General features: G+C 71.6%; 26 protein-coding genes and 1 riboswitch. Of the genes, 7 read left to right on the top strand and 19 right to left on the bottom strand.

From position 1 onward, the window contains the following. Positions 1 to 6 precede the first annotated feature (6 nt). The 7 genes from KU893_RS01590 to ctaE all read right to left on the bottom strand — a co-directional run bounded on the left by KU893_RS01590 (position 7) and on the right by ctaE (position 6,891). On the bottom strand, positions 7 to 357 hold the full coding sequence (locus KU893_RS01590) for a DUF2304 domain-containing protein (protein ID WP_218232555.1): 351 nt from the start codon (positions 355 to 357) through the stop codon (positions 7 to 9). Continuing rightward, positions 354 to 1,055: a glycosyltransferase family 2 protein gene (locus KU893_RS01585; RefSeq protein WP_257441024.1), complete on the bottom strand. Its 702-nt coding sequence runs from the start codon at positions 1,053 to 1,055 to the stop codon at positions 354 to 356. The genes KU893_RS01590 and KU893_RS01585 overlap by 4 nt, the downstream gene beginning before the upstream one ends. A gap of 73 nt (positions 1,056 to 1,128) precedes the next feature. Continuing rightward, positions 1,129 to 2,457: a hypothetical protein gene (locus KU893_RS01580; RefSeq protein ID WP_218232554.1), complete on the bottom strand. Its 1,329-nt coding sequence runs from the start codon at positions 2,455 to 2,457 to the stop codon at positions 1,129 to 1,131. A gap of 44 nt (positions 2,458 to 2,501) precedes the next feature. After that, a complete protein-coding gene (qcrB, locus tag KU893_RS01575) occupies positions 2,502 to 4,205 on the bottom strand; it encodes a cytochrome bc1 complex cytochrome b subunit (protein WP_246591534.1) in 1,704 nt (567 codons plus the stop codon). A 1-nt stretch (position 4,206) separates the two neighbouring features. Further along, the gene (gene qcrA / locus KU893_RS01570; RefSeq protein WP_218232552.1) at positions 4,207 to 5,307 is read right to left on the bottom strand and encodes a cytochrome bc1 complex Rieske iron-sulfur subunit; all 1,101 of its coding nucleotides are present in this window, start codon (positions 5,305 to 5,307) and stop codon (positions 4,207 to 4,209) included. Next, positions 5,304 to 6,179 carry a cytochrome bc1 complex diheme cytochrome c subunit gene (gene qcrC / locus KU893_RS01565; RefSeq protein WP_218232551.1) on the bottom strand — a complete coding sequence of 292 codons (876 nt, stop codon included), beginning with the start codon at positions 6,177 to 6,179 and terminating at the stop codon, positions 5,304 to 5,306. Before qcrC ends, qcrA begins: the two co-directional genes overlap by 4 nt. 58 nt (positions 6,180 to 6,237) lie before the next feature. Continuing rightward, on the bottom strand, positions 6,238 to 6,891 hold the full coding sequence (gene ctaE, locus KU893_RS01560) for an aa3-type cytochrome oxidase subunit III (RefSeq protein WP_218232550.1): 654 nt from the start codon (positions 6,889 to 6,891) through the stop codon (positions 6,238 to 6,240). Between the two features lie 114 nt (positions 6,892 to 7,005). Here ctaE and KU893_RS01555 point away from each other — a divergent pair, with 114 nt between their 5' ends. The 3 genes from KU893_RS01555 to trpD all read left to right on the top strand — a co-directional run bounded on the left by KU893_RS01555 (position 7,006) and on the right by trpD (position 9,611). Beyond that, a complete protein-coding gene (locus KU893_RS01555) occupies positions 7,006 to 7,980 on the top strand; it encodes a cytochrome c oxidase assembly protein (RefSeq protein WP_257441028.1) in 975 nt (324 codons plus the stop codon). 106 nt (positions 7,981 to 8,086) lie between these two features. Then, positions 8,087 to 8,488, top strand: coding sequence for an Rv3143 family two-component system response regulator (locus KU893_RS01550; protein WP_218232549.1), 402 nt, complete (start codon positions 8,087 to 8,089; stop codon positions 8,486 to 8,488). An 88-nt stretch (positions 8,489 to 8,576) separates the two neighbouring features. Continuing rightward, the gene (gene trpD / locus KU893_RS01545) at positions 8,577 to 9,611 is read left to right on the top strand and encodes an anthranilate phosphoribosyltransferase (protein ID WP_218232548.1); all 1,035 of its coding nucleotides are present in this window, start codon (positions 8,577 to 8,579) and stop codon (positions 9,609 to 9,611) included. Here trpD and KU893_RS01540 read toward each other — a convergent pair. The 3 genes from KU893_RS01540 to KU893_RS01530 are packed head-to-tail and all read right to left on the bottom strand — an operon-like array spanning position 9,608 to position 13,037. Then, positions 9,608 to 11,038 carry a hypothetical protein gene (locus tag KU893_RS01540; protein ID WP_218232547.1) on the bottom strand — a complete coding sequence of 477 codons (1,431 nt, stop codon included), beginning with the start codon at positions 11,036 to 11,038 and terminating at the stop codon, positions 9,608 to 9,610. The two genes, trpD and KU893_RS01540, sit on opposite strands and share 4 nt — an antisense overlap. A gap of 2 nt (positions 11,039 to 11,040) precedes the next feature. Then, entirely contained in the window at positions 11,041 to 11,319 is a 279-nt protein-coding gene (locus KU893_RS01535; protein WP_038678258.1) for an Lrp/AsnC family transcriptional regulator, read from the bottom strand. Beyond that, complete coding sequence (locus tag KU893_RS01530; RefSeq protein ID WP_218232546.1) at positions 11,316 to 13,037, bottom strand: DEDD exonuclease domain-containing protein; 1,722 nt, start codon at positions 13,035 to 13,037, stop codon at positions 11,316 to 11,318. The genes KU893_RS01535 and KU893_RS01530 overlap by 4 nt, the downstream gene beginning before the upstream one ends. 120 nt (positions 13,038 to 13,157) lie before the next feature. Here KU893_RS01530 and KU893_RS01525 point away from each other — a divergent pair, with 120 nt between their 5' ends. The 4 genes from KU893_RS01525 (at position 13,158) to KU893_RS01510 (ending at position 17,209) form a co-directional block, all read left to right on the top strand. Next, a complete protein-coding gene (locus KU893_RS01525; protein WP_218232545.1) occupies positions 13,158 to 13,361 on the top strand; it encodes a hypothetical protein in 204 nt (67 codons plus the stop codon). A 177-nt stretch (positions 13,362 to 13,538) separates the two neighbouring features. Continuing rightward, positions 13,539 to 13,725, top strand: a riboswitch (cyclic di-AMP (ydaO/yuaA leader). A gap of 12 nt (positions 13,726 to 13,737) precedes the next feature. Beyond that, on the top strand, positions 13,738 to 14,727 hold the full coding sequence (locus KU893_RS01520) for a C40 family peptidase (protein ID WP_257441033.1): 990 nt from the start codon (positions 13,738 to 13,740) through the stop codon (positions 14,725 to 14,727). 65 nt (positions 14,728 to 14,792) lie between these two features. After that, a complete protein-coding gene (locus tag KU893_RS01515; protein WP_218232544.1) occupies positions 14,793 to 15,953 on the top strand; it encodes a hypothetical protein in 1,161 nt (386 codons plus the stop codon). Between the two features lie 5 nt (positions 15,954 to 15,958). Beyond that, the gene (locus KU893_RS01510; protein ID WP_218232543.1) at positions 15,959 to 17,209 is read left to right on the top strand and encodes a M48 family metallopeptidase; all 1,251 of its coding nucleotides are present in this window, start codon (positions 15,959 to 15,961) and stop codon (positions 17,207 to 17,209) included. Here the strand turns inward: KU893_RS01510 and KU893_RS01505 are convergent. The 9 genes from KU893_RS01505 to KU893_RS01465 all read right to left on the bottom strand — a co-directional run bounded on the left by KU893_RS01505 (position 17,199) and on the right by KU893_RS01465 (position 26,331). Beyond that, complete coding sequence (locus KU893_RS01505) at positions 17,199 to 17,369, bottom strand: Flp family type IVb pilin (RefSeq protein WP_218232542.1); 171 nt, start codon at positions 17,367 to 17,369, stop codon at positions 17,199 to 17,201. The genes KU893_RS01510 and KU893_RS01505 overlap by 11 nt on opposite strands. Positions 17,370 to 17,457: 88 nt before the next feature. Continuing rightward, positions 17,458 to 17,649: a Flp family type IVb pilin gene (locus tag KU893_RS01500; RefSeq protein WP_218232541.1), complete on the bottom strand. Its 192-nt coding sequence runs from the start codon at positions 17,647 to 17,649 to the stop codon at positions 17,458 to 17,460. A gap of 154 nt (positions 17,650 to 17,803) precedes the next feature. Further along, the gene (locus KU893_RS01495) at positions 17,804 to 18,454 is read right to left on the bottom strand and encodes a response regulator (protein ID WP_218232540.1); all 651 of its coding nucleotides are present in this window, start codon (positions 18,452 to 18,454) and stop codon (positions 17,804 to 17,806) included. Further along, positions 18,451 to 20,031: a sensor histidine kinase gene (locus KU893_RS01490; protein ID WP_218232539.1), complete on the bottom strand. Its 1,581-nt coding sequence runs from the start codon at positions 20,029 to 20,031 to the stop codon at positions 18,451 to 18,453. Before KU893_RS01490 ends, KU893_RS01495 begins: the two co-directional genes overlap by 4 nt. Positions 20,032 to 20,060: 29 nt before the next feature. Further along, on the bottom strand, positions 20,061 to 20,981 hold the full coding sequence (locus KU893_RS01485) for a type II secretion system F family protein (RefSeq protein WP_218232538.1): 921 nt from the start codon (positions 20,979 to 20,981) through the stop codon (positions 20,061 to 20,063). Next, positions 20,981 to 22,903 (bottom strand): type II secretion system F family protein, encoded by a 1,923-nt coding sequence (locus KU893_RS01480; protein ID WP_218232537.1) that lies wholly within the window; start codon positions 22,901 to 22,903, stop codon positions 20,981 to 20,983. The genes KU893_RS01485 and KU893_RS01480 overlap by 1 nt, the downstream gene beginning before the upstream one ends. After that, positions 22,903 to 24,426 carry a TadA family conjugal transfer-associated ATPase gene (locus tag KU893_RS01475; RefSeq protein WP_218232536.1) on the bottom strand — a complete coding sequence of 508 codons (1,524 nt, stop codon included), beginning with the start codon at positions 24,424 to 24,426 and terminating at the stop codon, positions 22,903 to 22,905. The genes KU893_RS01480 and KU893_RS01475 overlap by 1 nt, the downstream gene beginning before the upstream one ends. 2 nt (positions 24,427 to 24,428) lie before the next feature. Beyond that, positions 24,429 to 25,619 (bottom strand): CpaE/TadZ family protein, encoded by a 1,191-nt coding sequence (locus KU893_RS01470; RefSeq protein WP_218232535.1) that lies wholly within the window; start codon positions 25,617 to 25,619, stop codon positions 24,429 to 24,431. 4 nt (positions 25,620 to 25,623) lie between these two features. Further along, on the bottom strand, positions 25,624 to 26,331 hold the full coding sequence (locus KU893_RS01465; protein ID WP_218232534.1) for an RcpC/CpaB family pilus assembly protein: 708 nt from the start codon (positions 26,329 to 26,331) through the stop codon (positions 25,624 to 25,626). Positions 26,332 to 26,423 lie beyond the last annotated feature (92 nt).

The following is a 26,423-nucleotide window of genomic DNA, read 5'->3' as shown; positions in this document are numbered from 1 at the left end:
CCGCGCTCAGCGGCCCGTGTCGACCGCGGCCGGTGGCTTCGCGCCGGCGAGGGCCTGAGCCCGGACCACCTGTGCGAGGCGACGCTCGAGGTCGCGCATCCGCAGGCTCTGGACGATGGTGGTGAACACGAACACGACCACCAGCACGTAGAGGATGAGGTTGGGCCCCTCGCGAACCCCCACCAGGTGGGCGGCGTCGGTGACGAGTCCCGGTGCGATGACGCTTGCCGCCGCTCCGGCTGCGACCAGGAAGCCGGCGACCCGCATGACCGCGAGCCGGGTACCGGAGGGCCGGGTACGCAGCAGCCAGACGACCGCGAGCACGATGCTGGCCAACAGGAAGACCCGGATGATCATGCGGGCGCTCCGATGCGGTCGCTGGCGAGGTCGAACAGGATGTTCAAGGCGTTGAGGTTCGACTGTCCCTTGCCGCGTGAGTAGTCCGAGTAGCACATCGTCACCGGGTGCTCACGCCACGTCAGCGCCGCGGACGCGATCCGGGACTCGATCTCCGAGGCGTGGGCCATCCCGCGCTGGCGCAGGTTCATGGCGGCGACGGCGGTCCGGCTGAGCACGCGCAGGCCGTTGTGGGTGTCGGTCAGTTCGATCCCCGTCATCCGGCGCGAGAAGCGCAGAGCCGCCGCCATCAGGACCCGACGGGCGAAGGGCTGGCCCTCGGTGCGCCCCAGGTTGCGGGAGCCGAGCACGATGTCGACGCCGGTCTCCTCGATCAGCTCGACCATCGCCACGGCATCCGAGACGAGGTACTGCCCGTCGGCGTCGAAGGTCACCACGTGGCTGGCGTCGGTGTGGCGCAGGGCGTAGTCGAACCCGGTCTGGAGGGCGGCGCCCTGGCCGAGGTTGACCGGGTGGCGCAGCACCGTCGCCCCCGCTGCCCGGGCGTCGGCAGCGGAGTCGTCGTGCGACCCGTCGTCCACGCAGACGACATGCGTGAACACCTCGCGAAGCCCGGTGACGACGGAGCCCACCATGGCTGCCTCGTTGTACGTGGGCACGACGACGAGGGTGCGGTCGAGGGCGGCGGACGGGTTCACGTCTCGAGGTTAGTGACGGCGAGCTGCTCGCGGCATCCCTCCTGGACAGGTCTGGCCGACAGTCGTCGCCGGCCTAGCCCTTTGGGACTACCTCGCCGTGGCCGAGTCGAGGTCGCTGCGGCCATCGGGCAAGCAGGTACGCCGCTGTGGCGCCCATGCCGAGGATGAGCAAGAACGCCGGGGGGTTCTCGCGGTACGCGTCCAGCGCGAGGTTGTAGCGCCAGGCGTCGCCGTCGCCGTCGGCGTCGGTGGACGCAGCGCCGAAGAGCACGCCGATCGCGAGGAGACCCACCTGGAGCCCGACGAGCACGGACGCCGCGATCCGGGTCCGCCGTCCCATCCGCACCGCAGCGAGGACGAGGAGGGGGAAGCACGCACACAGCGTCTCGAGCGGCAACCGGTAACCCCAGAAGCCGGTGCCGCCGTCGAAGGGGTTGAGGTACACCTGGATCGCCAGGTAGACGATGCCGCCGAGCGCCAGCGACCGGGTCCAGTCGGGAGCGTCCCTCCAGGCGCGAGCGAGGAACGGGAGGACCAGAAGCAGGCACGGCGTCCAGATGAGGACGCCGACGCCGGGGGAGACCAGTGCGCCGGCGAGGTCGCCAGCGCGCTCGCCCCAGTCGCGCGACGCGGGCCACGCGCCGAGGGTGCTCGCTGCGTAGCCCGTCGTGGGGCTCCAGCTGCCGTACAACCAGTGCCCCCACGCCGAGCTCGCCACGAGGAAGGGCAGGCTGCCGCCGGCGACGCGGATCGCGATGCCGGGCCGCCGCCGCGCGATCGCCACACCGACACCGACCGCCGCCACCACCAGCGCCAGGTGGAGACGGCCGACGAGGGCGACGCCGCCGAACACCCCGACGAGCCACCACCGCTCCCGCGAGGCCGCCCAGGCCATGCCGGCGATGCCGAGCACCCCGACGGAGTGGGGCCACAGGTCGTTGCCGGCGACGCTCCACAGTGGCGTCCCGACGGCGAGCGCTCCGGCGCAAGCGAGCGCGGCTCGGAACGGGACGAGGCGAGCCGTGCACGACAGCAGCAGGGTGGCGGCCACGGAGACGAGCAGGGCCGCCGTGAGCGACCCGGGCGCGTCCGAGAACCTGCCCGCAGCGCCGTCGAACCAGCCGGCGACCACGTACGCCGGCACGCCGGCGAGCACCACGCCCGGGCTGCGAGCCACCGTGAGGTGCCCGTTGTCGGGGTTCGTAGCGGTCCACAGTCCGCTGCTGGACACTCCGTCGACGCCGGGCCACGCAGGCAGCTGGTCGGGGTCGACGTCGTCGAGCCATGGCGTCGCGCTGGTCGCCAGGCGCCAGGCGCCGAGGTCCGCGGACCACACGTCACCGGTGATCGGAGGGTGCAGCGTGCCCAGGCTGTAGAGCAGGAACACGGCGACCCCGAACACCGCGAGAATGCGGTGCCGGGGTCGGCCGTGGTCGTGCTGGTCGATCAGTGCTCTGCCGGACCGTGCCGGTTGGGGCCGGCCGCGATCTGCGACTCGAGCTCGTGCAGCTCGTGCTCCGCGTGGTGCTGGGCCTCGTGCAGCTCCTCGGCCGTCGGCTTCTGGACGTTGTCCGCGAAGAACAGCGCAGCCAGCTTGGCCCGCAGCTTGCGCAGCCGCGCGCTGCGTCCGGTGGCACCGGAGGCGTCGATCTCCTCGACCGTCTCCGGCGTCGGGTCGTCGTCGCGGGCCGTGAGCGCGTAGGCCTTGCCCTCGGGGAGGGGGAGGTGCTTCTCGGCGTACCCACCCTCGGGGGAGCGGACCAGGACACCGGTCTCGTAGCCGTGGAGCAGCTTGCCCTCGTCGTGGCGCTGGAGCGAGATGCACCAGCGACGCGTGATGATGAAGGCGATGACGGGACCGATGAACACCGCGCCACGCATGAAGTACGTGATCTGGTTGATGCTCAGGTGGAGCTTGATCGCGATGATGTCGTTGCCGCCCGCGGCCCAGGACAGGCCGTAGAAGGTCATCAGCGCGACCATGATCGCGGTGCGGGTCGGCGCGTTGCGCGGGCGCTGGAGCAGGTGGTGCTCCCGCTTGTCGCCCGTGATCCACGCCTCGAGGAACGGCAGCGCCATCAGGATCATCAGCATCAGCGGCGGCATCACGAGGATCGGGATCATCACGTTCCAGGACAAGGTGATGCCCCAGATGTGCGTCTCCCAGGCCGGGATGATGCGCAGCAGGCCGTCGGGCCAGCCCATGTACCAGTCGGGCTGCGAGCCCGCGGTCACCTTGGACGGGTCGTACGGGCCGTACTTCCACACCGCGTTGATCGAGAACAGGCCGCCCATCGTGGCGATGGTGCCGAACACGATGAAGAAGAAGCCGCCCGCCTTGGCCGCGTAGACCGGGAGCATCGGGTAGCCGACGACGTTCTGCTCGGTCCGGCCGGGGCCAGGCCACTGCGTGTGCTTGTGGTAGACGAGCAGCAGCATGTGCGCGGCCACCAGGGCGAGCAGCAGGCCCGGGATGAGCAGGATGTGCATCGCGTAGAACCGCGGGATGATCGCGTCGCCCGGGAACTCGCCGCCGAACAGGAAGAACGACATGTAGGAGCCGACGATCGGCGAGGCCTTCATGAAGCCGTCCGCCGCCCGGACACCGGTTCCGGAGAGCAGGTCGTCGGGGAGCGAGTAGCCGGTGAAGCCCTCGATCGTGCCCAGCAGCAGGAGCAGGCAGCCGATGATCCAGTTCAGCTCGCGCGGCTTGCGGAACGCGCCGGTCAGGTAGACGCGGAGCATGTGGATCATCATCGAGGCGATGAAGATCATCGCGCCCCAGTGGTGCATCTGCCGCATGAGCAGGCCACCACGGACGTCGAAGGAGATGTCCAGCGACGAGGCGTAGGCCGACGACATGTGGACGCCGCGCAGCGGGTCGTACGCGCCGTCGTACTGGACCTCGGTCATGCTCGGGTCGAACCACAGCGTCAGGAAGACACCGGTCAGCAGGACGACGACGAAGCTCCACAGGGCGATCTCGCCCAGCATGAACGACCAGTGGTCCGGGAACACCTTGCGGATGTTCTTCTTCATCGCGGAGCCGAGGCCCAGGCGCTCGTCGGCCCAGTTCGCGATGGTTCCGGCAGCCTTGCCACCCTTGGCGGTGGCGGGCGTCGTGCCGTTGGTCGTGGCGACCTTGCTCATGTCACCAACGGTCATAGTAGTCACGCTCCCAGAAGCTCGGGCCGACGGGCTCGTCGAAGTCACTCTGCGCGACCAGGTAGCCCTCGTCGTCGACGGCGATCGGCAGCTGCGGCAGCGGACGGCCGGCGGGGCCGAACACCACCTTGCCGGAGTCGGCGAGGTCGAAGGTGGACTGGTGGCAAGGGCACAGCAGGTGGTGGGTCGTCCGCTCGTTCAGCGAGATCGGGCAGCCGACGTGGGTGCAGATCTTGGAGTAGGCCACGATGCCGTTGACCGTCCAGTTCGCCCGGCTCTCGCCCTTGGCGTCCTTGCCCGGCTTGATGTCGCCCGGGTTCATCCGCAGCAGGATCAGCGACGCCTTGGACTTGTGGATCTGCAGGTTCACGCCCTCGACCTCGGTCGGGTCGATGTCGTAGCGCTCCGGGTTGTGGAGAGCGTCGGGCTGGCAGTTGACCAGGTCGCCGATCTCCAGGTCCGAGGCCAGGATCGGGGTCCAGATGCCGTCGCGCACGATGCGCATCGGCTTGTCCTTGGTCCCCTTGCCCCAGATGGTGTGGTAGAGCTTGTCGCCCGGCAGCGGACCCAGGTCGCGCAGCAGGACGACGGCAGGCAGGCCGAGCAGGCCGACCGCACCCAGCAGCGAGTTGCGGATCAGCGGCCGACGGCCGATGCCCGACTCGGCGATGCCGTCGTTGAGCGCCTGGACGGCGACCTCGCGGTCCTCCTCGGAGGACTTCGCGGGGTGCCGCAGCTCGACCATCTCGTGGTCGGCCATGAGCTTGCGGGCCCAGTGGATGATGCCGACGCCGATGAACAGCAGCGCGAGGCCGAGGAAGAACCCGAGGGCCATCGTCGAGGCGCCCATGTTGCCGATCAGGGTCCAGTCGTCACCGATGTCGAGGGTGAAGTAGGACACCAGGAAGGCGAGGGTCGCGAGCGCGGAGAGGCCGAACAGCGTGGCCACCTGGCGCTCGGCGCGCTTCTCCTTTGCGGGGTCGACGTCGGTCGGCCGCCACTGGTGCTCGGGCAGGCCCGGGTCCGCGATGGGCACCGCGAGCTCGCCCCCGCTCGGGTCGGAGTGGATGTCGTGTGCGTCGGTCACGCTGCCGCCTCGTCCTTCTTCTTGCTCGAGCGGGTGGTGTGCGCAGCGATCCAGACGGCGAAGCCGACCAGGAAGCCGATGCCACCGACCCAGGCGATGATGCCCTCACTGACCGGACCGAGGCTGCCCAGCGTGAAGCCGCTGTAGCTCGGGGCCTTGTCCAGCTCGTTGAGGTAGGCGATGACCGCCTTCTTGTCCTCGGGCGGGATGTTGCCGTCGGAGAAGGTGTCCATCGACTGCGGGCCGGTCAGCATCGCCTCGTAGATGTGCTTGGAGTCGACGCCGCGGATCTTGGGTGCGTAGCCGCCGCGCGGCATGGCGCCGCCGGAGCCCTCGAAGTTGTGGCAGGCCGTGCAGTTGGCGAGGAAGATCTGGCCGCCGCGGACGACGAGCGCCTCGATCTCCTTCTGGCTCATCCCCTCGGTGGAGTAGAGCTCCTTGTCGGGGACGGCCGGGCCGGTGCCGAGCGAGGCGACGTACGCCGCGAGCGCAGCGGTCTCCTCCTCGGTGTAGACGACCTCCTTGCGCGGCGCCTGCGCGCCGGGCTGGGCCATCGGCATGCGGCCGGTGCCGACCTGGAAGTCGACGGCAGCGGCGCCCACGTCGGTCAGGGCCGGGCCGTACTGGGAGCCGCCCTGGGTCAGGACGCCCTCACCGTTCTGGCCGTGGCAGAAGGCGCAGCCGACCAGGAAGAGCTCGCGCCCCTCCTTGACCAGTGCCGCCTCGTCCTGGCTGGTGTCGGCCTGGGCCGGCGCGAGCGCTGCGTAGAGGCCACCCGTCAGCAGGAGGCCGCAGACGAGCACCAGGAGTCCGGCGATCGGACCGCGGCGATGCCGCGAGAGTCGACCGGCGGAACGGTTCAAGAGGCGCACATTCAGTCCTTGTCAGTCCGGAGGATCCAACTGCTCTTCGTCATCGAGGTCTGCCGCGTCACTTGATCAGGTAGATCGTCGCGAACAGGCCGATCCACACCACGTCGACGAAGTGCCAGTAGTACGAGACGACGATCGCGCTGACCGCCTGCTCGTGGGTGAAGCGCTTGGCGACGTAGGTGCGGCCGAGGACGAAGAGGAAAGCGATGAGACCGCCGGTCACGTGGATGCCGTGGAAGCCGGTGGTCAGGTAGAACATCGTGCCGTAGCCGTCGTGCGGGATGGTGACACCCTCGTGGATGAGCTCGGCGTACTCGAGCGCCTGGCCGCCGACGAAGATGGCACCCATGACGTAGGTCAGGATGAACCACTCGCGCAGGCCCCACTTGCCCACCTGGAGCAGCGAGCCGGCGCGCGAGACCTGGCCGCGCTCGGCAGCGAACACGCCCAGCTGGCAGGTGAACGACGACAGCACGAGGATCGTGGTGTTGATCGACGCGAACGGCACGTTCAGCAGCTGGGTGTTCTCCGCCCACATCTCGGGGGATACCGAGCGGATCGTGAAGTACGACGCGAAGAGCGCCGCGAAGAACATGAGCTCACTGGACAGCCAGATGATCGTGCCGACCGCGACCATGCTGGGTCGGTCGTGCTGGCCGTGCAGGCGCGAGGCCGGAAGAGTTGCCGAAGCTGAGATCGCCACGGGCGCCATTATGGCGGTATCCGATCCCATCGGCATCCCGACCCCCCGTTCTGGGCGTCAACCACCCACGACCTACGCTCGAACGGGTCCCAAATCGGGGATCGGTAGGTGGAGGGGTGACACGTGGGACTGGTGGTGTCCGCTGGTGGCGCGGGGGTCGACAACCTGCCGCCGTTCGACGCCGGAGCGCTGCTCTCCGAATGGGGTCTCGCGCCGCTGCCACTGGTCATCACCGTGTGGGCCACCGGCCTGTACGTCGTCGGCGTGCTCACCCTGCGCCGGCGGGGCGACAGCTGGCCGGTGGGTCGCTCGATCGCCTGGGGCGTCGGCATGCTGGCGTTCTACCTCGTCACCTCGTCGGGGCTGGCTGCCTACGACACGGTGCTGATCAGCGTCCACATGGTCCAGCACATGGTGCTGTCGATGCTCGTGCCGCTCTCGCTCGCACTGGGTGCGCCGGTCACCCTGGCGCTGCGTACCCTGCCGCGCCGGCCCCGGGGCTGGCTGCTCGCCCTGCTGCACTCCCGCCTGGCCAAGGTGCTGGGGTTCCCGCCGCTGACCTTCGGCCTCTACGTCATCTCGCCGTGGGCGCTGTACTTCTCCGGCTGGTACGAGGCCTCGCTGCGCTCGACGTACGTCCACGAGATGATGCACGTGCACCTCGTGGCCGTCGGTGCCCTGTTCTTCTGGCCCATCGTCGGGGTCGACCCGCTGCCCGGGCGGGTCGCGCACCCGTTCCGGGTGCTGCTGACCGTGATGACCCTGCCGTTCCACGCCTTCCTCGGCGTCACGATCATGGGGCAGACGACGCTGCTGGGCGGCGACTGGTACCCCTCGCTCCACGACGGACCGCTCGGCGCGTGGCTGCCCGACCCCTACGACGACCAGAAGCTGGCCGGCGGGATCCTCTGGGGCGCCGGCGACCTGGTCGGCCTGGTGTTCTTCGGGGTCCTCTTCGCCCAGTGGGTGCGCTCGTCGATGAAGGAGGCCGTGCGGGAGGACCGCCGTCTCGACCGACTCGAGCGCCAGGAGCTCCGAGCCCAGCAGAGCGCGTCTGCGCCGTCCGCGCCGTCCGCGCCGGGCGATGAGGCTGAGTAGGACCTGCGGACGCGAGCGCGTGAGCGGACCCGAGGGCCGCACCGCAACCACGCCGCGACGGAGGTCACGCCCGCGGCCCGGACGCCGTCCGAGTAGCATCGCGCGGGTGACGTCCCCCAAGACCCTGAAGGTGCTCGTCTACAGCGACGACGTGCACACCCGCGAGCAGGTCATCCTGGCGCTGGGGCGCCGTCCCCACCCGGACCTGCCGGAGCTGGAGTACGTCGAGGTCGCCACCGAGCCCGTGGTCATCCAGAACATGGACGCCGGTGGCCTGGCCCTCGCGATCCTGGACGGCGAGGCGGTCCCGGCCGGGGGGATGGGCATCGCCAAGCAGCTGAAGGACGAGATCCGCGACTGCCCGCCGCTCGTCGTGCTCACCGGTCGCCCGCAGGACGCGTGGCTGGCGACCTGGTCGCGCGCCGACGCCGCCGTACCGCACCCGCTCGACCCGATCCAGCTCGCGGAGGCCGTGGTCTCGCTGCTCCGCGCCCGCGTCCCCGCATGAGCCATCCCACCGAGTTCTGCGCTTCCCCCGCTCCGCTCCTGCAGCTCACGGCTCCGCAGGGACCCCGGCTGCCTCGGCGGGTCGTGCGATGAACGGCACGTGGCCCGACGTCCTCGGCACCCTGGTCGCCGGGGAGGACCTGACGCCTGCCCAGTCCGCCTGGGCGATGGGGGAGATCCTCGCCGGCGAGGCGACCCCCGCCCAGATCGCGGGCTTCGTCGTCGCCCTGCGCGCCAAGGGCGAGACCATCGACGAGCTGACCGGGCTCGTCGACGCGATGTACGCCGTGATGACCCCGATCTCCGTCCCCGGACGGCTCCTCGACGTGGTCGGCACCGGCGGTGACCGCTCGTTCTCGGTCAACATCTCGACCATGTCCGCGATCGTCGCCGCCGGCGCCGGCGCGCGCGTGGTCAAGCACGGCAACCGCTCGGCCTCCTCGCAGGCCGGCACCGCCGACGTGCTCGAGGCGCTCGGCGTGCGGCTCGACCTGCCGGTGACGCGGGTGGCCGAGGTCGTCGACGAGGCGGGGATCACCTTCTGCTTCGCGGCCGCCTTCCATCCCGCGATGCGGCATGCTGCGGTGCCGCGCAAGGAGCTCGGCATCGGGACCGCGTTCAACGCCCTCGGCCCGCTCGCGAACCCGACTCGCCCGGCCGCGCAGGCGATCGGCTGTGCCGACGCGCGGCTCGCCCCGGTGATGGCCGGCGTGTTCGCCCGCCGCGGCGTCGACGCCTGGGTCTTCCGCGGCGACGACGGCCTCGACGAGCTCACCACGACCACCACCTCGCGGCTGTGGACGGTGCACGACGGCGAGGTCAGCGAGGTCACCGTCGACCCGGCCGCGCACGGCATCGCCCGGGCCACTGCGGAGGACCTGCGCGGCGGCGACGCTGCGCACAACGCCGGCGTGGTCCGCGACCTGCTCGAGGGCAGGACCGGGCCGGTCCGCGACGCCGTGCTGCTCAACGCCGGCGCGGCACTCGCGGTCTACGACGCCCCGGGCGCGGCGTACGACGAGGCGCTCGCCGCGGGCATCGCGCGGGCCGCCGAGGCGATCGACTCGGGTGCGGCGCGGGCCACGCTCGAGCGGTGGGTCGCGGCCGCGGGCCGCCAGGCCTAGTCGGGTCTGTTCGGGTCTGTTCGGGTCTGGCCGGGCGGGGGAGCGAGCAGGACCAGCTCCTTCGTGCGCTGCTGCACGCTCCAACCGTCGCGCTCGAGGGCGTAGGCCAGGGCCGAGTCGTCCGGCAGCAGGGCGACCCGGGGGGCGAGCCGGTCCACGGTGTCGTCCCAGCCGGGCTCGAGATGGTCCAGGTCGGCGTAGCGCTGCAGCTCGTCCTCGGTGTAGACGTCGCCGTAGCCGTGCAGCGGCACGTCGAGGCGGGGCTCGAGCCACAGCAGGACGCCGCCGACCGGCCAGTCGGTCAGGACCCGCGATCCGGCCGGCAGCGCGTCGAGGCGGGACGCGAACGGCCGGACCCGTGCGGCGGGGTCGTCGAGGAGGCTCTGGGACGGCGCGACGGCCAGCACCACGGCGGCCAGTCCGAGCACCACCAGCGCCTCGCTGCGCCCCACGGGGCGGTGGGGGCGTCGTCGCCCGAGCTCCGACGCGACGAGTGCGGCCAGGGTGATCAGCGCCAGGGGGAGGGTACGGCCGGAGTAGACGGCGAAGGCACCGCCCATCGCCAGCAGGCCGAGCTCGTAGAGGCCCACGTCGCGGCGACGGACCAGCAGGACGACGGCCAGCGCGGCGAGCGCGGTCAGCGGGGCAGCCCCGATGCTGACCAGGTCCGGAGCGGCCCACTCGGCGAAGAAGTCCGAGCGTGAGTTGACCAGCAGCACTGCCGAGAGCAGCCGTGGGCCGACCGGGGTGGCGAGGCTGGCCAGCAGCATGCCGGCGGGAACGGCCAGCAGGGCGAGCGCCCGGCCCCTGCCCGGTCGACGCTCGAGCACCACCAGGACGGCGAGGAAGGCACACGCCGCCACGCCGACGACCCACATCCCGTGACAGGTCGCCCAGAGCCATCCGAGTGGTACGAGCGGCCACGGCGCCCGGCCGGAGGCGCGCGCCCGGTCCCACGCGCCGAGCACGGCGACCAGGAAGAGGTAGCTCAGCACCTGGGGACGCAGCGACAGGCTCGGCAGGCACCCGAGGATCACCACGAGGGTGAGGGTGATCGCAACGGCCGAGTCGGCGTGGCGGCGAAGCAGCAGGTAGGTCGCCACCGCGAAGCCGACCACGAGCAGGGAGAAAGCGAGCACCAGGCCGGTGGTGCCGAGGTCGTCGGCGATCCGCGCCAGCACCACCTGCGGCAGCCACTGGGTCGGTACCCAGTCGTTGGTGGACGCCGTACTCAGCTGTCCGGGGTGGGCGATCGACCAGCCGTCGAGGAACTCCTGGCCGAAGCGCAGGTGGAAGTAGGTGTCGAAGGAGCGCAACGGTCGCCGGTCCAGCGCGACGAGCAGCGCCGCGGCCAGGGCGGCAGCGATCAGGGGATATGCCCGGGCGAGCAGGGGGAAGCGCGGCCCGCCGGAGGCCGGAGCCGCCATGCTCAGTCGAGCCCGAGCGAGAACGCTGCCTCGAGGTCGTGACGGGAGTACGCGCGGTAGGCGATGTGGGTCTCGGTGTCGACGACACCGTCGACCTTGTTGAGCCGGTCGGCGACCACGGTGGCGATGTCGTCGTGGGAGCTGACCCGGACCAGGGCGATCAGGTCGATCTGGCCGGTGACGGAGTAGACCTCGCTGACGCCCTCGAGCGCCGCGATCGCCTCGGCGACCTCCGGGATCCGCGCGGTCTCGGCCTGGACGAAGACGATGGCGGTGATCATGGGGCCACAGTAGTGGGGAGCAAGGTGGTCGCGTGGCGACCCGCGCCCCGCACGGGGCAGGCCCACTCGCCGACCACCTCGACCAGCCGCACCCCGGGGGACTCCAGCCAGCGCAGGATCCGCTCGGACTCCTCGGCCGTCGCGGCGGGTGTCGGGCCGATCGCCGGCAGCACGGTCTCGGCGCAGGCGCGCAGCCCGTCGACGTACGCGACCGCGTCGGCGCCGGCCGGGATCACCCCGGCGGCGGCGAGCCGGCCGTGGCGCACCACGTGGACGGCCCACCGGCCGTCGTCCTCGCGCCGGGCGGCGACCACCTCGGGGCAGCCGGTCAGTGCCGTCAACCGTTGGGTGCGCGCCGCGGCACGCACGAAGTCCGCCAGCCGGTCGCGGTGGTGGGCCGCCTCCTCGAAGCGCTCCTGCTCGGCCAGCGCCGACATCCGGGCGTGGACCAGGTCGACGACGTCGTCGGGGCGGACCAGCAGGGTGTCGCGCAGCTGGCGGACGACGGCGGCGTAGGTCTGCGGGTCGACGCTGCCGTCGCAGGGGGCCAGGCAGCGCTCCATCTCGGCGAGCACGCAGGCGCTGCGCTGCGGCTGCCGGCCGAAGCGGTCGTTGCACTGGCGGATGGGGAAGACCTCGTGCAGTGCGGCGAGCGAGCTCTCCGCGGCGGCGCGGGACGAGAACGGCCCGAGGTAGTCGGCGTCGTCGTCGAGGACCCGCTTGACCAGCGAGAGCCGCGGCCACGGCTCCCGGGTGAGCTTGAGCCAGGTGACCTTCTCCGGGTGGCGCGAGCGCCGGTTGTAGGGCGGCTTGTGCTCGGCGATCAGGCGCAGCTCGCGGACCGAGGCCTCGAGCGGCGTCGCGCACTCGATGCCGTTCACCGAGGAGGCGATCTGGACCATCTCGCCGATCCGGGTGCGCTTCTCCGAGGCCGTGAAGTAGCTGCGGACCCGGCGGCGCAGGTCGCGCGACGTACCGACGTAGAGGACCCGGGAGCTGTCGTCGCGGAACAGGTAGACGCCGGGGGCGTGGGGGAGGTGCTCGGCGAGGTGGCGCTTGCGGCGAGCGGCGCTGGCCACCTTGCTGGAGTAGCCCTGCAGCTCCTCGAGGGTCTGCACGCCGAGCCCGCCGAGGCGCTCCATCAGGCCGTGCAGCACGTCGACGGTCGCCCGCGCGTCGGCGAGCGCGCGGTGGTTGGGCGTCGTCCCGGCCCGGAACACCCGGGCCAGCGAGGACAGCTTGTGGTTGGGTGCCTCGTCGCGGGTCACCACGTGCCGGGCCAGCTTGACCGTGTCGAGCACCTCGAAGTCGGGCCAGGCGATCTCCTGCTCGCGCGCGAAGTGGCGCAGGAAGCCGACGTCGAAGCGGGCGTTGTGGGCGACGAGAACCGAGCCGGCCGCGAACTCCAGGAACGCCGGGAGTGCGGCCTCGATCGGCGGGGCGTCGGCGACCATGCCGTTGGTGATGCCGGTCAGCACCGCGATGAACGCCGGGATCGCGGTGTGCGGGTTGACCAGGGTCTGGAACTCGCCGAGCACCTCGCCGCCCCGCACCCGCACCGCGCCGATCTCGGTGATCATGTCGCCGTCGGCGACCGAGCCGCCGGTGGTCTCGAGGTCCACGACGCAGAAGGTGACGTCGTGCAGTGGGCGGCCGAGCTCGTCGAAGCTGCGCTGCGCATCCCACCGCGGTGTGCTGGTGGCGGGTGCTGCGGTCATGGGAGCGACGGTAGGCGCCACCTCCGACGGATCCCGGGAGTCGGGGACGGGTGTCGCGAGGATGCCCGGTCCCGCGGCGGCCGCGGGGTTGTGTCGGATCCCCCTGCGAGCCTCGCGGACATGACGAGGATCGATTGCGACACCTGTGTGGTCCGAGGCCTGGCCTGCCACGACTGCGTGGTGACGGTGCTGCTCGGGCCACCGCCCGAGCTGGTGATCGGCGACGACGAGATGGCCGCCCTCGAGGTGCTGGCCGACGGAGGGCTGGTGCCGCCGCTGCGGCTGGTCCAGCCCGTCGACGGTCCGCAGGTCGAGTCGGCCTGATCCCCTGGTCCACCGGTGACAGGAGGGGGAGTCGTGACCAGTGAGGCGGATGTGACGCAGGTGACAAGGAATGTCGCGTGCTCGTCCCCAACACGCCCCGGGACCGGTTTGGTGGGACCGGGAGCCCCGACTAGGCTGCTCCGACAGGTGTCCGAGGAAGTGGGTCGACCGACCCGCGCGGACACCGCGCTGAGTCCGGAGCCGCTCGGGGTCCGGAGCCGGGGAACCAATCACTCTGGGGTGAATCCCGCACAAGGCGCGGGGGTGAGCGGCCGATCGGGCCGCCGCCGGCGCGAGGAGTGCGGGTAGGGCGAGTCGTGCCCGAATCCGTCAGCTCACCCGGTAGGCGTACGACAGCAGAGGGGACCGCCAGCTCGTGCTGAACGGCCGGACACGTACCACCGCCGCCCTCGCGGCACTCGCCGTCACCGGAGCGATCTCGCTGTCCATCAGCGGCGCTCCCGCTCAGGCCGAGCCCGACCTCGAGACCGTCAAGGCCCGGGTCGACCGGCTCTTCCACGAGTCCGAGCAGGCCGCCGAGCGCTACAACGACGCCGAGCTCGAGCTCGCCGAGCTCGACGACGACCTGACCTCGCTCGAGGCCGACCAGTCCCGCCAGGGCGACGCTCTCGCGGGTGTCCGCTCCGACGTGCGCGACTCCCTCATCCAGCAGTACCAGTCCGGCAGCCTCGGCCCGACGGGCCAGCTGCTGTCCTCCGACTCGCAGGGCTTCCTCGACGAGCTCTCCACGATGTCCACGGTGGAGGGTCTCCAGGACTCGCTCCTCGCCGACTACGGCGACGAGCTCGAGGCCTACGACATCCGCAAGGACCAGACCGAGAAGCGCCGCGCCGACATCAAGCAGCTCGAGGCGAAGCTCGCGGCGGAGAAGAAGACCGCCGACGCCAAGCTCGCCGAGGCCAAGGAGCTGCTCTCGAAGCTCGAGGCCGAGCAGCGTGCCGAGTTCCTCTCCCGCAACGCGGGCCGCCCGATCGACGCCAGCACGATCCCGGCCAGCGGCCGCGCCGCCGCGGCGATCAAGTACGCGCTCGCCCAGGTCGGCGACGCCTACGTCTGGGGTGCCGCCGGCCCCAACGCCTTCGACTGCTCGGGCCTGACGATGATGGCCTACGCCCAGGCCGGCGTCAGCCTGCCGCACTCCTCGCGCGCCCAGTACGGCAGCGGCGCGCACGTCGCCAAGAGCGACCTGCAGCCGGGCGACCTGGTCTTCTACTACAGCCCCATCAGCCACGTCGGGATCTACCTCGGCAACGGCCTGATCGTGCACGCGGCCAACCCGGGCGCCGGCGTCAAGGTCTCCGACCTCGACGAGATGCCCTACGCCGGAGCGGTCCGGCCTGGGTGAGGCCACGGGGTCGGCGGTCATCCTCGCTCCGCTCGCTCACGGTTGCGCTCACAGCCGTCGCCCTCGTGGCGGGCGGCTGCTCGAAGGACGACTACGTCGCGCCGCCGCCGGCGACGACCAGCGAGGTCGCCGACCCGGCGGCTGCGGCCGACACCCTGGCCGCGCTCCAGGCCGCGGTCCGCGACGGTGACCGACCGGCAGCCGCCGACCTCGGCGCCGATGCCGAGGTCCGTGACCTGCTGACGGCGCTCGTCGCCAACGCCGAGGCACTCGGGCTCACCGACGTGACCCTGCGCTACCTCACCGAGACCGGACGCACCGACGGCGCGGACGGCTGGGACGGGCAGGTCGCGCTCACCTGGCGGATCGAGGGCAACGACGAGGCATCCGCCCGGACCGAGCTCCCCGTCTCCTTCGCCGCCCACGGTGCGGCGATCGCCGCGATCGGTGGCACCGGGACCCGGCTGCCGCTGTGGCTCTCCGGCCCGCTGAGTGTCGAGCGCGACGGCGACGTCGTCGTGGCGGTGGCCGGCGACCCGACCGGGGCCCGGGAGTACCTCGCGTCCGCCCGGCGTGCCGTCGCCCAGGTGCGGGCCGTCGTACCGGGGCCGGGCGGGCTGGTCGTCGAGGTGCCGGCCGATCCCGACGGCCTGCGGCGCACGCTCGACACCGAGCCCGGGCAGTACGACGCGATCGCGGCGGTCACCGCGCCCGTGGACGGCTCGCAGGCGCCGGGCAGCCCGGTGCACGTGTTCCTCAACCGGGCCGTCTACGACGACCTCGACCCCGTCGCGGCCCAGGTGGTGATGACCCACGAGGCGGTGCACGCGCTGACCGGGGCCGTCGGGGCCCGCCAGGCGCCGCTGTGGCTGGTCGAGGGCTTCGCCGACTACGTCGCCCTGCGCGACGTCGACCTGCCGCTCACCAGGACCGCGGGACAGGTGGCTGCCCAGGTGCGCAAGGACGGGGTGCCGACGGCGCTTCCGGCCGACGGCGACTTCAACCCGTCGGCCAGCCACCTCGGTGGGGTCTACGAGTCCGCCTGGCTGGTCTGTGTCACCCTCGCCGACCACGGGGGAGAGCGGGCACTGGTCGACCTGTACGAGCAGGTCCGCGGCGGTGAGGACCTGGCGGCCGTGCTGCGCCAGCACCAGGGTTGGAGCGTGGCCGAGCTGACCGCGGCCTGGCAGGACCGGCTCCGGGCGTTGCCCGGCGTGGCAGGCTGAGGTCCGTGGAGGACCGGTCGGCGGCGCGCAGGGTCGCACTCGGCACCGTGCTCATCGGCGTTGCCGCCTTCCTGCTGGTCGCGGCGACCCGGGTGCCCTGGCATCCCGTACCGGGCGGCCTGCCCGCGCCGGTCGCCCCGTCCTCGGTCTTCACCCAGGCCCAGATCGACCGCGGCGAGCACTACGCGCTCTGGGCCCGGGTCTGGAGCTGGTCGCGCCTGGCGGTCTCGCTCGGCGTCGCCGCGTGGTTGGGCTTCGGTCCGGTCGGCCGGCGTTGGGCCGCGCGGTTGCGTGGCGCGTGGTGGGTCCGGGTCGTGGTCGTGGTGCTCGGCCTCACCCTCGTCGGCGAGCTCGTGACGCTGCCGTTCGGCATCGCCCTGCGCCGCCTCGGCCTCGACGAGGGCTTGGTCGCCGGGACCTGGGCCGACTGGGGCGTCGACCAGGTCAAGGGCTGGCTGGTCACCGTGGTCGGTTCGTCCATCGCCCTGGTCGTGCTGGTCGGCTGCATGCGTCGCCTGCCACGCCTGTGGCCGGCCGTCGGCGGATTGGCGGCAGCCGTCCTCGTGCTGCTCGGCTCCTTCGCCTACCCCGTGGTCGTGGAGCCGGTGTTCAACCGCTTCGAGTCACTGCCGGACGGACCGCTGCGTAGCCAGGTCCTGGCACTGGCCGATGCCGAGGGCGTCGCGGTCGACGACGTGCTCGTCGCCGACGCCTCACGCCGGACGACGACGCTCAACGCCTACGTGTCGGGGTTCGGTCACAGCCGCCGGGTCGTGCTCTACGACACGCTGGTCGACAGTACGCCCACCGACGAGACGCTCACGGTGGTCGCGCACGAGCTCGCCCACGCGAAGTACGGCGACGTGCTGACCGGGACGCTGCTCGGCGCCGTCGGGGCGTTGCTCGGCATCGGACTCCTGGGCCTCGTGCTCGCCGTGCCGCGCCGGGAGCGGCCGGGGGAGGCCGACGAGGTGTCCGCCGTGCCGCGGGTCCTGGCGCTGGTCGCGATCGCGACCTTCCTGGTGGCGCCGGTCCAGAACGGCGTCAGCCGGGCCATCGAGACCCGAGCAGACCAGACGGCGCTGGAGGCGACCGGCGCCCCCCAGGCGTTCGCCGACCTCCAGCGCCGTCTGGCCCTGCGCTCCCACGCCGACCCCACACCTCCGGCGTGGTCGCAGTGGTGGTTCGGGTCGCACCCGACCGTGCTGCAGCGGATCGGACTGGCCGAGCGGTTCGAGGCCCGTCCTACGGACTGACCGCGGAGTCGAAGCTGGCGTTGGTGTTCTCGAAGAGGCCGGTGACGCCGCCCCCGAAGGTCAGCACGGCGAACACGATCGCGGCCGCGAGCAGCGCGACCAGCAGGCCGTACTCGACGGCCGAGGCCCCGCGCTCCTGGCGCACGTCCGGCGTGGTCATGGTGCTCCTCGTTCGGTAGGACGGTGACAGCACGTCGGCCGCGTCCCCGTCAGGGTGACGCGGCCGACGTGCTGGGCTGGCCCAGGGATCAGGGCTTCGCCTTGATGCTGGAGTTGACGTCGGTGAAGACGTCCTTGAGCGTGCCGCCGAGGGTCAGCACGATCGCGACGATCGCGGCGGCGATGAGGGCGACGAGCAGGCCGTACTCGACGGCGGTGGCACCGCGCTCCTCCATCTTGGCGAAGCGGCTGTTGAGCAGGATCTGCAGGTACTGGATCATGGGGTCTCCCTGTGCACTGGTTGTTCCGTGTCCCCGGGGAGTGCTTTCCCCGATGACCAGAACTCTGCCGGAACGGCCCGGGGCACGGATCGGGAGTTCGTCTCCTCGCTGCTAGTCACTTCGGACTAGCAGCGAGCTGCGGGCTGCGGATGGGTCACCGCGCGGACGGCTGGACGGTGGAGAGCAGGCCGATCCGCATCGCCGTGACCAGGGCCTGGGCGCGGTTGGCGGCGCCGAGCTTCTGGTAGATCCGGGCGATGTGGGACTTGGTCGTCGACTCGGAGAGGTACAGCTTGGCGCCGATGGCGGCCGCGTTGAGCCCCTCGGCGAGCAGCAGCAGGACGTCGTGCTCGCGCTCGGTCAGGGCGGTCGACTCGGCCGACTGACGGCGCATCATGGCGCCGACGAGCCCGGCGCACACGAAGGCCTTGGGAGACACGGCGGCATGGCGTGCCGCCTTGATCACCTCGGTGGAGGGAGCATCCTTGCCGACGAAGCCGGACGCGCCGGCCTGCATGGCAGCGAAGATCTGCTCGTCGCCGGAGTGCATGGTCAGCACGATGAGGCCGACCTCGTCGTTCTCCTTGCGCAGCGTGCGGACGACGTCGAGACCGGTGCCGTCCTGCATCTGGAGGTCGGTGATGACGACGTCGGGCCGCACCTCGCGGTAGCGCTGGATGCCCTCACTCACCGAACCTGCCGTCGCGACGACGTTGAGGTCGGGCTCGAGGTCGATCACCGCGCCCAGACCGTCACGGATCAGCTCGTGGTCGTCGATCAGGAGGACGGTCGTCGGGTCGCTCATCGCTGCTCCGTGAGGCTCGGGGAGCTCATGGCGGCATGGCCGCCCGGCGAGCTCCGGGGGATTTTCAGCGCCACGGAGACCGTGAGGCCGCGGCTGGCATTGTCGCGGACCACGAGCTCCGCGCCGATCAGTCTCGCACGTTCGCGCATGATCTTCAGACCATGGGAGTCGGCGCGTGCGGACTGCAGGCCGACCCCGTCGTCGGTGACGGTGATGATGGCCTCGGGTGCATACACCTGGCAGCGCACGTCGATCGAGGTGGCCCGCGCGTGCTTGACCGCGTTGTTCATCGCCTCCTGGGCGATCCGGAACAGCTCGGCCTCGACCTCGGGCCGCAGCCGCGTCGGTTGCTCGTCGAGGCGCACCCGGATGGGGATGCCCGACGACTCCGAGAGGTGGCGCGCGACGTTGCTGATCGCGGCGCCGAGGCTCTCGCTCTCCCCGATGCTGGTGCGCAGGTTCATCACCGACTGCCGTACCTCGGCGACGACCTTCGACACCCGGTCGCGCAGCATGTTCAACGCCTTGGCCTGCTGCTCGTCGGCGGGACGCGCCGCGAGCGCGTCGATGATGTAGCCGAGCGAGGCGATGTCCTGAGCCACTCCGTCGTGCATCTCGCGCGCCAGCCGGTTCCGCTCGTCGGCGGTCGCGGCATCGCGGAACTGGGCGAAGAGCAGCGCGGCGTCGAGCTTGACCGCGGTGTCGGCGAGGTCGCGGGCCACGGCGTTGAGGGGGAGCGGCCGGCTGGTGTCCGCGCCGGCCGGCCGGAGGCCCGCGACGATCGCCTGGTCACTGACCCGGAACGCGAAGCCCTCCCCGATCTCGATCGGCATCGAGGGCTCGGCCTCCTGGAGCCGGACGTCGCCGGCGAGGGTCTCGGTGGCCACGGCGTCCGCCGCCTCGAGGTCGACCGTCGATGCGACGGGCGAGAGCGCGTCGCCGCGCGGCACGTAGAGGACGAGTGCCCGGTTCGGGATGTCGTCGCTGACCTGGCTGAGCAGCTCACCACCCAGGGCGCCGACGTCGAGCCCCGAGCTCAGGCTGCCCGCGAGGCCGATCAGCTGCTTGAGGTGCTCCTGGGCGTCGCGGTACGGCGCGAGCGGGTCCGGGACCCGGTCGGAGGAGAAGGTCACGGCCGCGATCATGCTCAGGCCGAGCCCGGCCATGCTCCAGGTGAAGATGGAGATCCCCTCCTCGTAGGTGATCTCCTCCCACCACATCAGCCCCAGCGCGATCACTGCGATCAGCTCGACCAGGACGGTCCGGACCATGGTGCGTACGCCGGCCACCGCCGTGGCGTAGAGCGGCGCGACGACGAGGGCGGCGAGGATCACGGGGGCGTCCTTCATCGCCAGCGCGCCGATCACGCCGATCGCCGCCGCCTCGGTCATCGGGCTGAGCGACAGCTCCAGCTCGCGCCGCGTGGCGGTGATGGCCTGGTAGACCCACACGCAGCTGACGGCGCCGAGCGCGAGGAGGCCCTGCTCCTGGTGGAGCCAGACGATCGGACCGCCGATGGCAAGCAGCGCGAACAGACGCGCCGCGCCGACCACTGCATAGGTCTGGCTGCTCGGCATGGTGTCCACCCTAGTGCTGAAACCGCCTCTCACTTGCCGTTGAACGCGTCGAGTGCGTTCAGCACGGCAGGCCCCATGACGACGATGAACAGGCAGGGCAGGATGAAGAGAATCAGCGGGATCATGATCTTCACCGGCACCTGTTGGGCCTTCTCCTCGGCATACTGCCGGCGCTTGACCCGAATCTCGCCGGACTGGACGCGGAGCACCTGGCCGATCGGGATGCCGAAGGCATCGGCTTGCACCATCGAGCCGACGAAGGTGTTGAGATCCTCCACGTTGCTCCGGGTGCCCATCGCCTTGAGGGCCTCCGAGCGGCTCATGCCGAGCTGCATCTCGCGCAGCACCCGGGAGAACTCCTCGGCGACCGGGCCGGTGGTGTTGCGTGCCACCTGCTGCAGCGCGGCGTCGAAGCCGAGCCCGGCCTCCACGCTGATGGTCAGCAGGTCGACCGAGTCGGCGAGGTTCCGCTTGATCTGGTCGGCGCGGTGGGCGGCCTGGTTGTAGAGGTAGAGGTCCGGGACGAAGAAGCCGAGTGCTGCGGCGGCCAGCGCGAGCACGACGAGCACAGTGAACGAGCCGCCGAGCAGGAGCCCGTAGGCCAGCACCGCGACCGGCAGGGCCACGGCGCAGATGACCTTGAGCGACAGGACCCGGTCGACGGTCCAGCCGCGTGGGTTGCCGGCGAAGTCGAGCCGACGCCGGATCCGGTCGGCCTTGTCCGCGCCGGTCACGCGACGACCGAGCGTGAGCGCGCGGGCCTGGAAGGGGGCGAGGACCCGCTCGGCGAACGGCTGGTCCGCCGCCTCCACGAGCTCCCGCCCCGCCGGACCGGACCGCTCGAGCGCCTCGAGGGCGCGCGCCAGGCCCGTGGGCTGCTCCTTGGCGAAGGCGGCCCCGGCTGCGGCGATCGCGGCCACGAACAGGATGAGTGCGAGCAGGAGCAGCATCACGCCTCCACCTTGACCATGCGAGACATCCAGAACGCGCCGATCGTCATCCACACCACGCCGAAGGCGAGCAGGACCCAGCCGCGGGGGTCGGCGACCAGCGGGTGCAGGAACTCACGGTTGGTGAGGAACAGGTAGAGGCCGAACACCGGGGGGAGACCGCACAGGATCACGGCGGACAGCCGGCCCTCGGCGGACAGCGCCCGCACGTGGCGCCGCAGGTACTGCCGCTCCCGCATGGTCGCCGCGACGGTGGTGAGCAGCTCGGCGAGGTTGCCGCCGACCTGGCGCTGGATCCGGATGGCCATCACCGCCCAGCCGAAGTCCTTGCTCTGGAACCGATGGGCGACGCCCTCGAAGGCGTCCTCGATCGACACGCCGATCCGGGCCTCGACGAGCACCCGCTTGAACTCCGAGGCGATCGGCTCGGGGCCTTCGCGGACCACGGTGTCGACGGCCTGGGCAAGCGAGAGACCGGCGCTCAGCGCTCCGGACAGGAGCTGGAGCACGTCGGGCAGAGCGGCGTCGAAGGCCCGGCGCCGACGCCCGGCCATGATGCGCAGGTAGGCGGGAGGCAGGACGAAGCCGACGGCCATGAACAGCAGGCCGAGGACGATGCTCCCCTGACCGAGCAGGAGACCGACGACGGCGGCGGCCAGCACGGTACCCACGTGCAGCAGCAGCCATTCCGAGGGCTTGAACTCGCTGCCGGCGGCCGTGAGCCGCCGGGTCATCCGGTCGTTGAGGGCGCTGTTGCGCTCGAGGATCTCGGCGGCGGCGGCCTTGGCCTGGTCGAGCACGGGGTCGGCCTGGGGCTTCTGCGCCCGCTCCTCGACCCCCGCGACCCGGGTGCTGTACGCCGTCACGCGGTCCGCGATGCTCATCGGAGCCGGCTTCGCGGGCACGAGCAGCACGGCCACCGAGAGCAGACCGACCCCGAAGACCGCGACGCCGACCCAGAGCAGCCAGTCGGGTGCCGTGAACCCGGTGTCCTCGGTGATGGCGGGCAGCGGCGCCTCGGCGGCCGGGGTGCTGGTCGCCTCGATGGTGGCCAGGCTGCGGGCGACCACCGGTTCGCCACCGGCGGTCGGCAGGCTCACCTCGACGGTCGCCACGTCGGCGGAGAAGCCGGAGGGGAGGGGGGCGGTGACGAGGACCTGGTCGGCCAGCGCCTCGGCCTGCTCGGCGAAGGCGGCAGCCAGGGCGGTGCCGCTCGAGGTGATGACGTCGCCCTTGCCGGCGTCGGCGAGCGCGCGGAGCGGGGCGAGCTGGTCCTCGGCGAGGTCGAGGCCGACGATGTGGACCCGGGTGCCGGCGTCCTTGATCGCGGCCACGGCGTCCTCGATCGATGCCTTGCTGCCGGCGTCGGCGCCGTCGGAGAGCAGCAGCAGCGAGCGCTGGCCGCTGTCGCCGGCGAGGTCGGTGGCGGCGAGGATGCCGTCGTACAGCAGCGTGTTGCGCTGCAGGGAGAGCCCGTCGATGACCGTGCGGGCGGCTCCGCGGTCGGTCGTCGGCGCGAGGGCGACGTCGACGGTGCTGTCGAAGGTCACGATGCCGACCTCGACGTCGCCGGGCACCGTGTCGAGGTAGGTCGACGCGGCCTGCTGGGCCGCCTCGAAGCGACCCTGCTTGCGCATCGAGTTGCTGGTGTCGATCACCAGCACGGTCGTGCGCTTCACGGCCGAGCCGGAGCTGGTGCTGGTGGCGGTCGCCTCCAGGGTCTTGCCGTCGAGCGTCGCCGAGACGCCGGACAGGTCGACCTGGCTCCCGGCGGGTACGTCGACCAGGATCCGGATGCCGTCGCCGCTCGACTCGACGTGCGCGATGCCCCCGTCGGCCGCAAGGGCCGGCGCACCGACGAGCAGGGCGAGGAGGGCGACCAGCAGCGCCGCCACCCCCCGCGCCAGCTGCTGCCCGCGCATCAGATGCGTTCCGTCCGGAAGATCGTCGGATCGACGGCGACGTTGGCGTAGGCCAGCTTCTCGACGAACTTCGGCCGCAGCCCGGTCGAGCGCAGCCGCCCGAGGATCCGGCCGTTCTCGTCGAAGCCGGCCGAGTTGTCGAAGACGAAGATGTCCTGGAGGGTGATGATGTCGCCCTCCATCCGCTCCACCTCGGTGATGTGGGTGATCCGGCGCGAGCCGTCCTTGAACCTGGTCTGGTGCACGATCAGGTCGACCGCGGAGGCCACCTGCTCGCGGATGGCGCGGATCGGCAGGTCCATGCCGGCCATCAGCACCATCGTCTCCATGCGGGCGAGCGTGTCGCGCGGGCCGTTGGAGTGCAGGGTGCAGATGGAGCCGTCGTGGCCGGTGTTCATGGCCTGGAGCATGTCGAGCGCGGAGGCGTCGCGGACCTCGCCGACGACGATGCGGTCCGGCCGCATGCGCAGGCTGTTGCGGACCAGGTCGCGGATGGTGACCGCGCCCTTGCCCTCGATGTTGGCCGGGCGCGACTCCAGCCGCACGACGTGGTCCTGCTTGAGCTGGAGCTCGGCGGCGTCCTCGATCGTGACGATCCGCTCGTCGGTCGGGATGAACGAGGACAACACGTTGAGCGTCGTCGTCTTGCCGGCGCCGGTGCCGCCGGACACGATCACGTTGAGCCGGCCGCGGACGCAGGCGTCGAGGAAGTCGGCCGTCTGCGGGGTCAGCGACCCGAAGTTGATCAGGTCCTGCACGGTCAGCGGGTCGGTCGAGAACTTCCGGATCGTCAGTGCGGAGCCGTCGATCGCCAGCGGCGGGACGATCGCGTTGACGCGGCTCCCGTCGGGCAGGCGGGCGTCGACCATCGGCGAGGACTCGTCGACGCGGCGACCGATCCGCGACACGATCTTGTCGATCGTGCGGCGCAGGTGGGCCTCGTCGACGAAGTGCGCCTCGGCCTTGACCAACCGGCCGTCCCGCTCGAGCCACACGTCGTCGTGGCCGTTGACCATGACCTCGGAGACCTCGGGGTCGCGCAGGTAGGGGTCGATCGGGCCGTAGCCGAGGATGTCGTCGGTGATCTCCTGGGTCACCCGGACCCGGTCGGCCGCGCTGAGCGGCCGGTCCTGGGCGCCGAGGACGTCGGAGAGGACGGTGCGGACGGTCTGGTCCAGCTCGTCCTGGTCCATCTCGGAGTCGTACAGGTGCGGGCCCAGCTGCTTGATCAGCTCGGTGTGCACGCTCGACTTCAGGTCCTCGAGCCGGTCCTCGGTGCCGGCGATGCGGCGCCCGGGCTTGCCGTCGGTGGCCGCGGCCGCGGCAGCCGCCCGGGAGGAGAGCGGGCCGGCGGCCCTCTGCTCCGGTTCCGGAGCGGCAGCGCCCGGGGCGCTCGCGTGCGGTTCGGTCGCGCTGACGACCTCGGCGAGGAGCTCGGCGTCGGCGCCGGGGGTGGCGGCGTGGCGGCCCTGCCCGGCGGCCTCACGGCGCGCGGCGGCCAGGCGCTCGGAGAGACTGGACACGCTCAGCTCCTCCCGCGGCGGAACAGCCCGCGCGAACGGGCCGGTTCGGTCGGCGGCTCGGAGGCGGCGGACGACGGGGCGGCGACCGGCTCGCCGGTGACCGCCGCGGCGAGGTGCGCGTAGGCGAGGCTCGCCGGGTGCCCCGGCTTGTGCGAGACGATCGGCGTACCCGCGTTGGTGGCCGCGGCGATGTCGACGGCCGTCGCGACCTGCGCGCTGACCGGCATCCCGAGGATGCTCTCGACCTTCTCCACGCTGATGCCGACCTCGTCGTCCGCGCGGTTCAGCAGCAGGTGCCGGTGGCCGCGGGCGATGGACAGCATGTCCATGGTCTCCAGGGCGACCTTGACGTTCTTCAGCGTGGGCACGTCGAGCGTCGCGACGATCACGCACTCGTCGGTCTCGTCCAGCGCGGTCAGGGTCGCGTCGTCGAACGAGGGCGAGGTGTCGACGACGATGTAGTCGAAGCCGTCGCGCAGCGCCCGCAGGATCCGCGAGATCAGCAGCGGGGTGACCCGCTCGCGCACGTCCGGGTGGGCCGGCGCCGCCAGCACGGTCAGCGAGTCCTGGTGGCGGGTCAGCAGCCCCTCGAGCATGGCGAGGTCGATCGAGTCCTCCGACCCGACCGCCTGCTCGATCGAGTGCGTCGGGAAGAGCTGCATGGTGATCGCGACGTCACCGAAGGCGAGGTCGAGGTCCACCAGGCACACCTTGCGGGCACCCCGGTCGGTGAGCGCCAGCGCCAGGTTGACCGACGACGTGGTCTTGCCGACGCCGCCCTTGGGGGAGAAGACGGTCACGACGCGACCGAGCTGGCGCGCGCCGCCGGGGCCGCGGAGGGCCTGGTAGAGCTGGTGTGCGCGCTCGACAGCGCTGGTGAGGGCCTTCTCGTCGCCGCCCGCGACGACGACGTCGCGGATCCCGGCGTGCATGGACTTGGTCAGGACGTCGGTGTCGAACTGCTCGCGGACGAGGACGACGCTGACGGTGGGACGCTTGATCCGCAGCTCCTCGGCCGTGGCGAGCGCGGCACCGAGATGGACGCTCGGGCCGAGCGCCACGACGTACTCGTCCGGGTGCTGGTCGAGCCAGGCCACGGCGCGCTCGGTCGTGGCGACCGCCTGGGAACCGGGGGGCATGGCGCGCACCAGGCTGTCGACGAGCGACGGATCCTGTTCGACGAGAACCGGCATGACGTCACTCGCCTTCGCGGATCGTGGCGCAGGGCCCGGTCTTGTCGAGCTGGACCTCGCTCTCCGCGTTGAGCAGGGCCACGGACAGCTCGCCGCGCTCGCGGCCGTCCTGGAGCCACTCGAACTGCTGCTGGGTCACCGCGAGGTGCAGGGCCGGGGCCTGCTCGGCGGCGTCAGCGGCGGCGTCGGCGGTGGTCTCCGTCTGCGCACCCTTGGAGATGACCGTGACGCGATCGATGAGCAGGCAGGTCGGCGTGGCCGGGTTGACCGTGAGGAACACCGCCAGCTGCGAGCCGGGCTCGATGAACGAACCGACCGGCAGGTCGAAGGACTCCGGCTTGGCGATCATGCCCGTCGGCAGGGGCAGCGACGCGACGTCGACCGGGTCGCCGACGCCTCCGAACTTGGTCGACAGCAGCTGCTCGCCGGCGTACAGCGTGGTCAGCGCGACCTTGCCGTCGAGGTCGCCCAGCTGGCTCTGGCGCAGCGCGTTCTCGAGCACCTGGCCCTTCGGCACGGCGGTCTGCGCGAGCTTGCCGGTGTCGAGCGCCGACTTGATGCTCTCGCCGGGAAGAACGGTCTTCCCGGCCGCGACGGTGACGACGTCGGTCGTCTGGTACTTCTCAGCGGCGCGCGACTCGGCGCCCCGGGCGAACATGAAGACAAGCCCGACACCCAGCGCGGCGATCACCGCGGCGACGACGAGCAACAACCTGCGACGGTCCACTTCCAGAGCCCTCCCGCTCCCCATGTGCATGGTCACTGCTCCCCGGCTGCAGCGCACCGCGAGGCTAGCGAAGACGG

Source organism: Nocardioides daeguensis (genome assembly GCF_019192965.1).
Lineage (GTDB): Bacteria > Actinomycetota > Actinomycetes > Propionibacteriales > Nocardioidaceae > Nocardioides > Nocardioides daeguensis.
This window is presented reverse-complemented; position numbering and strand designations above follow the sequence as displayed.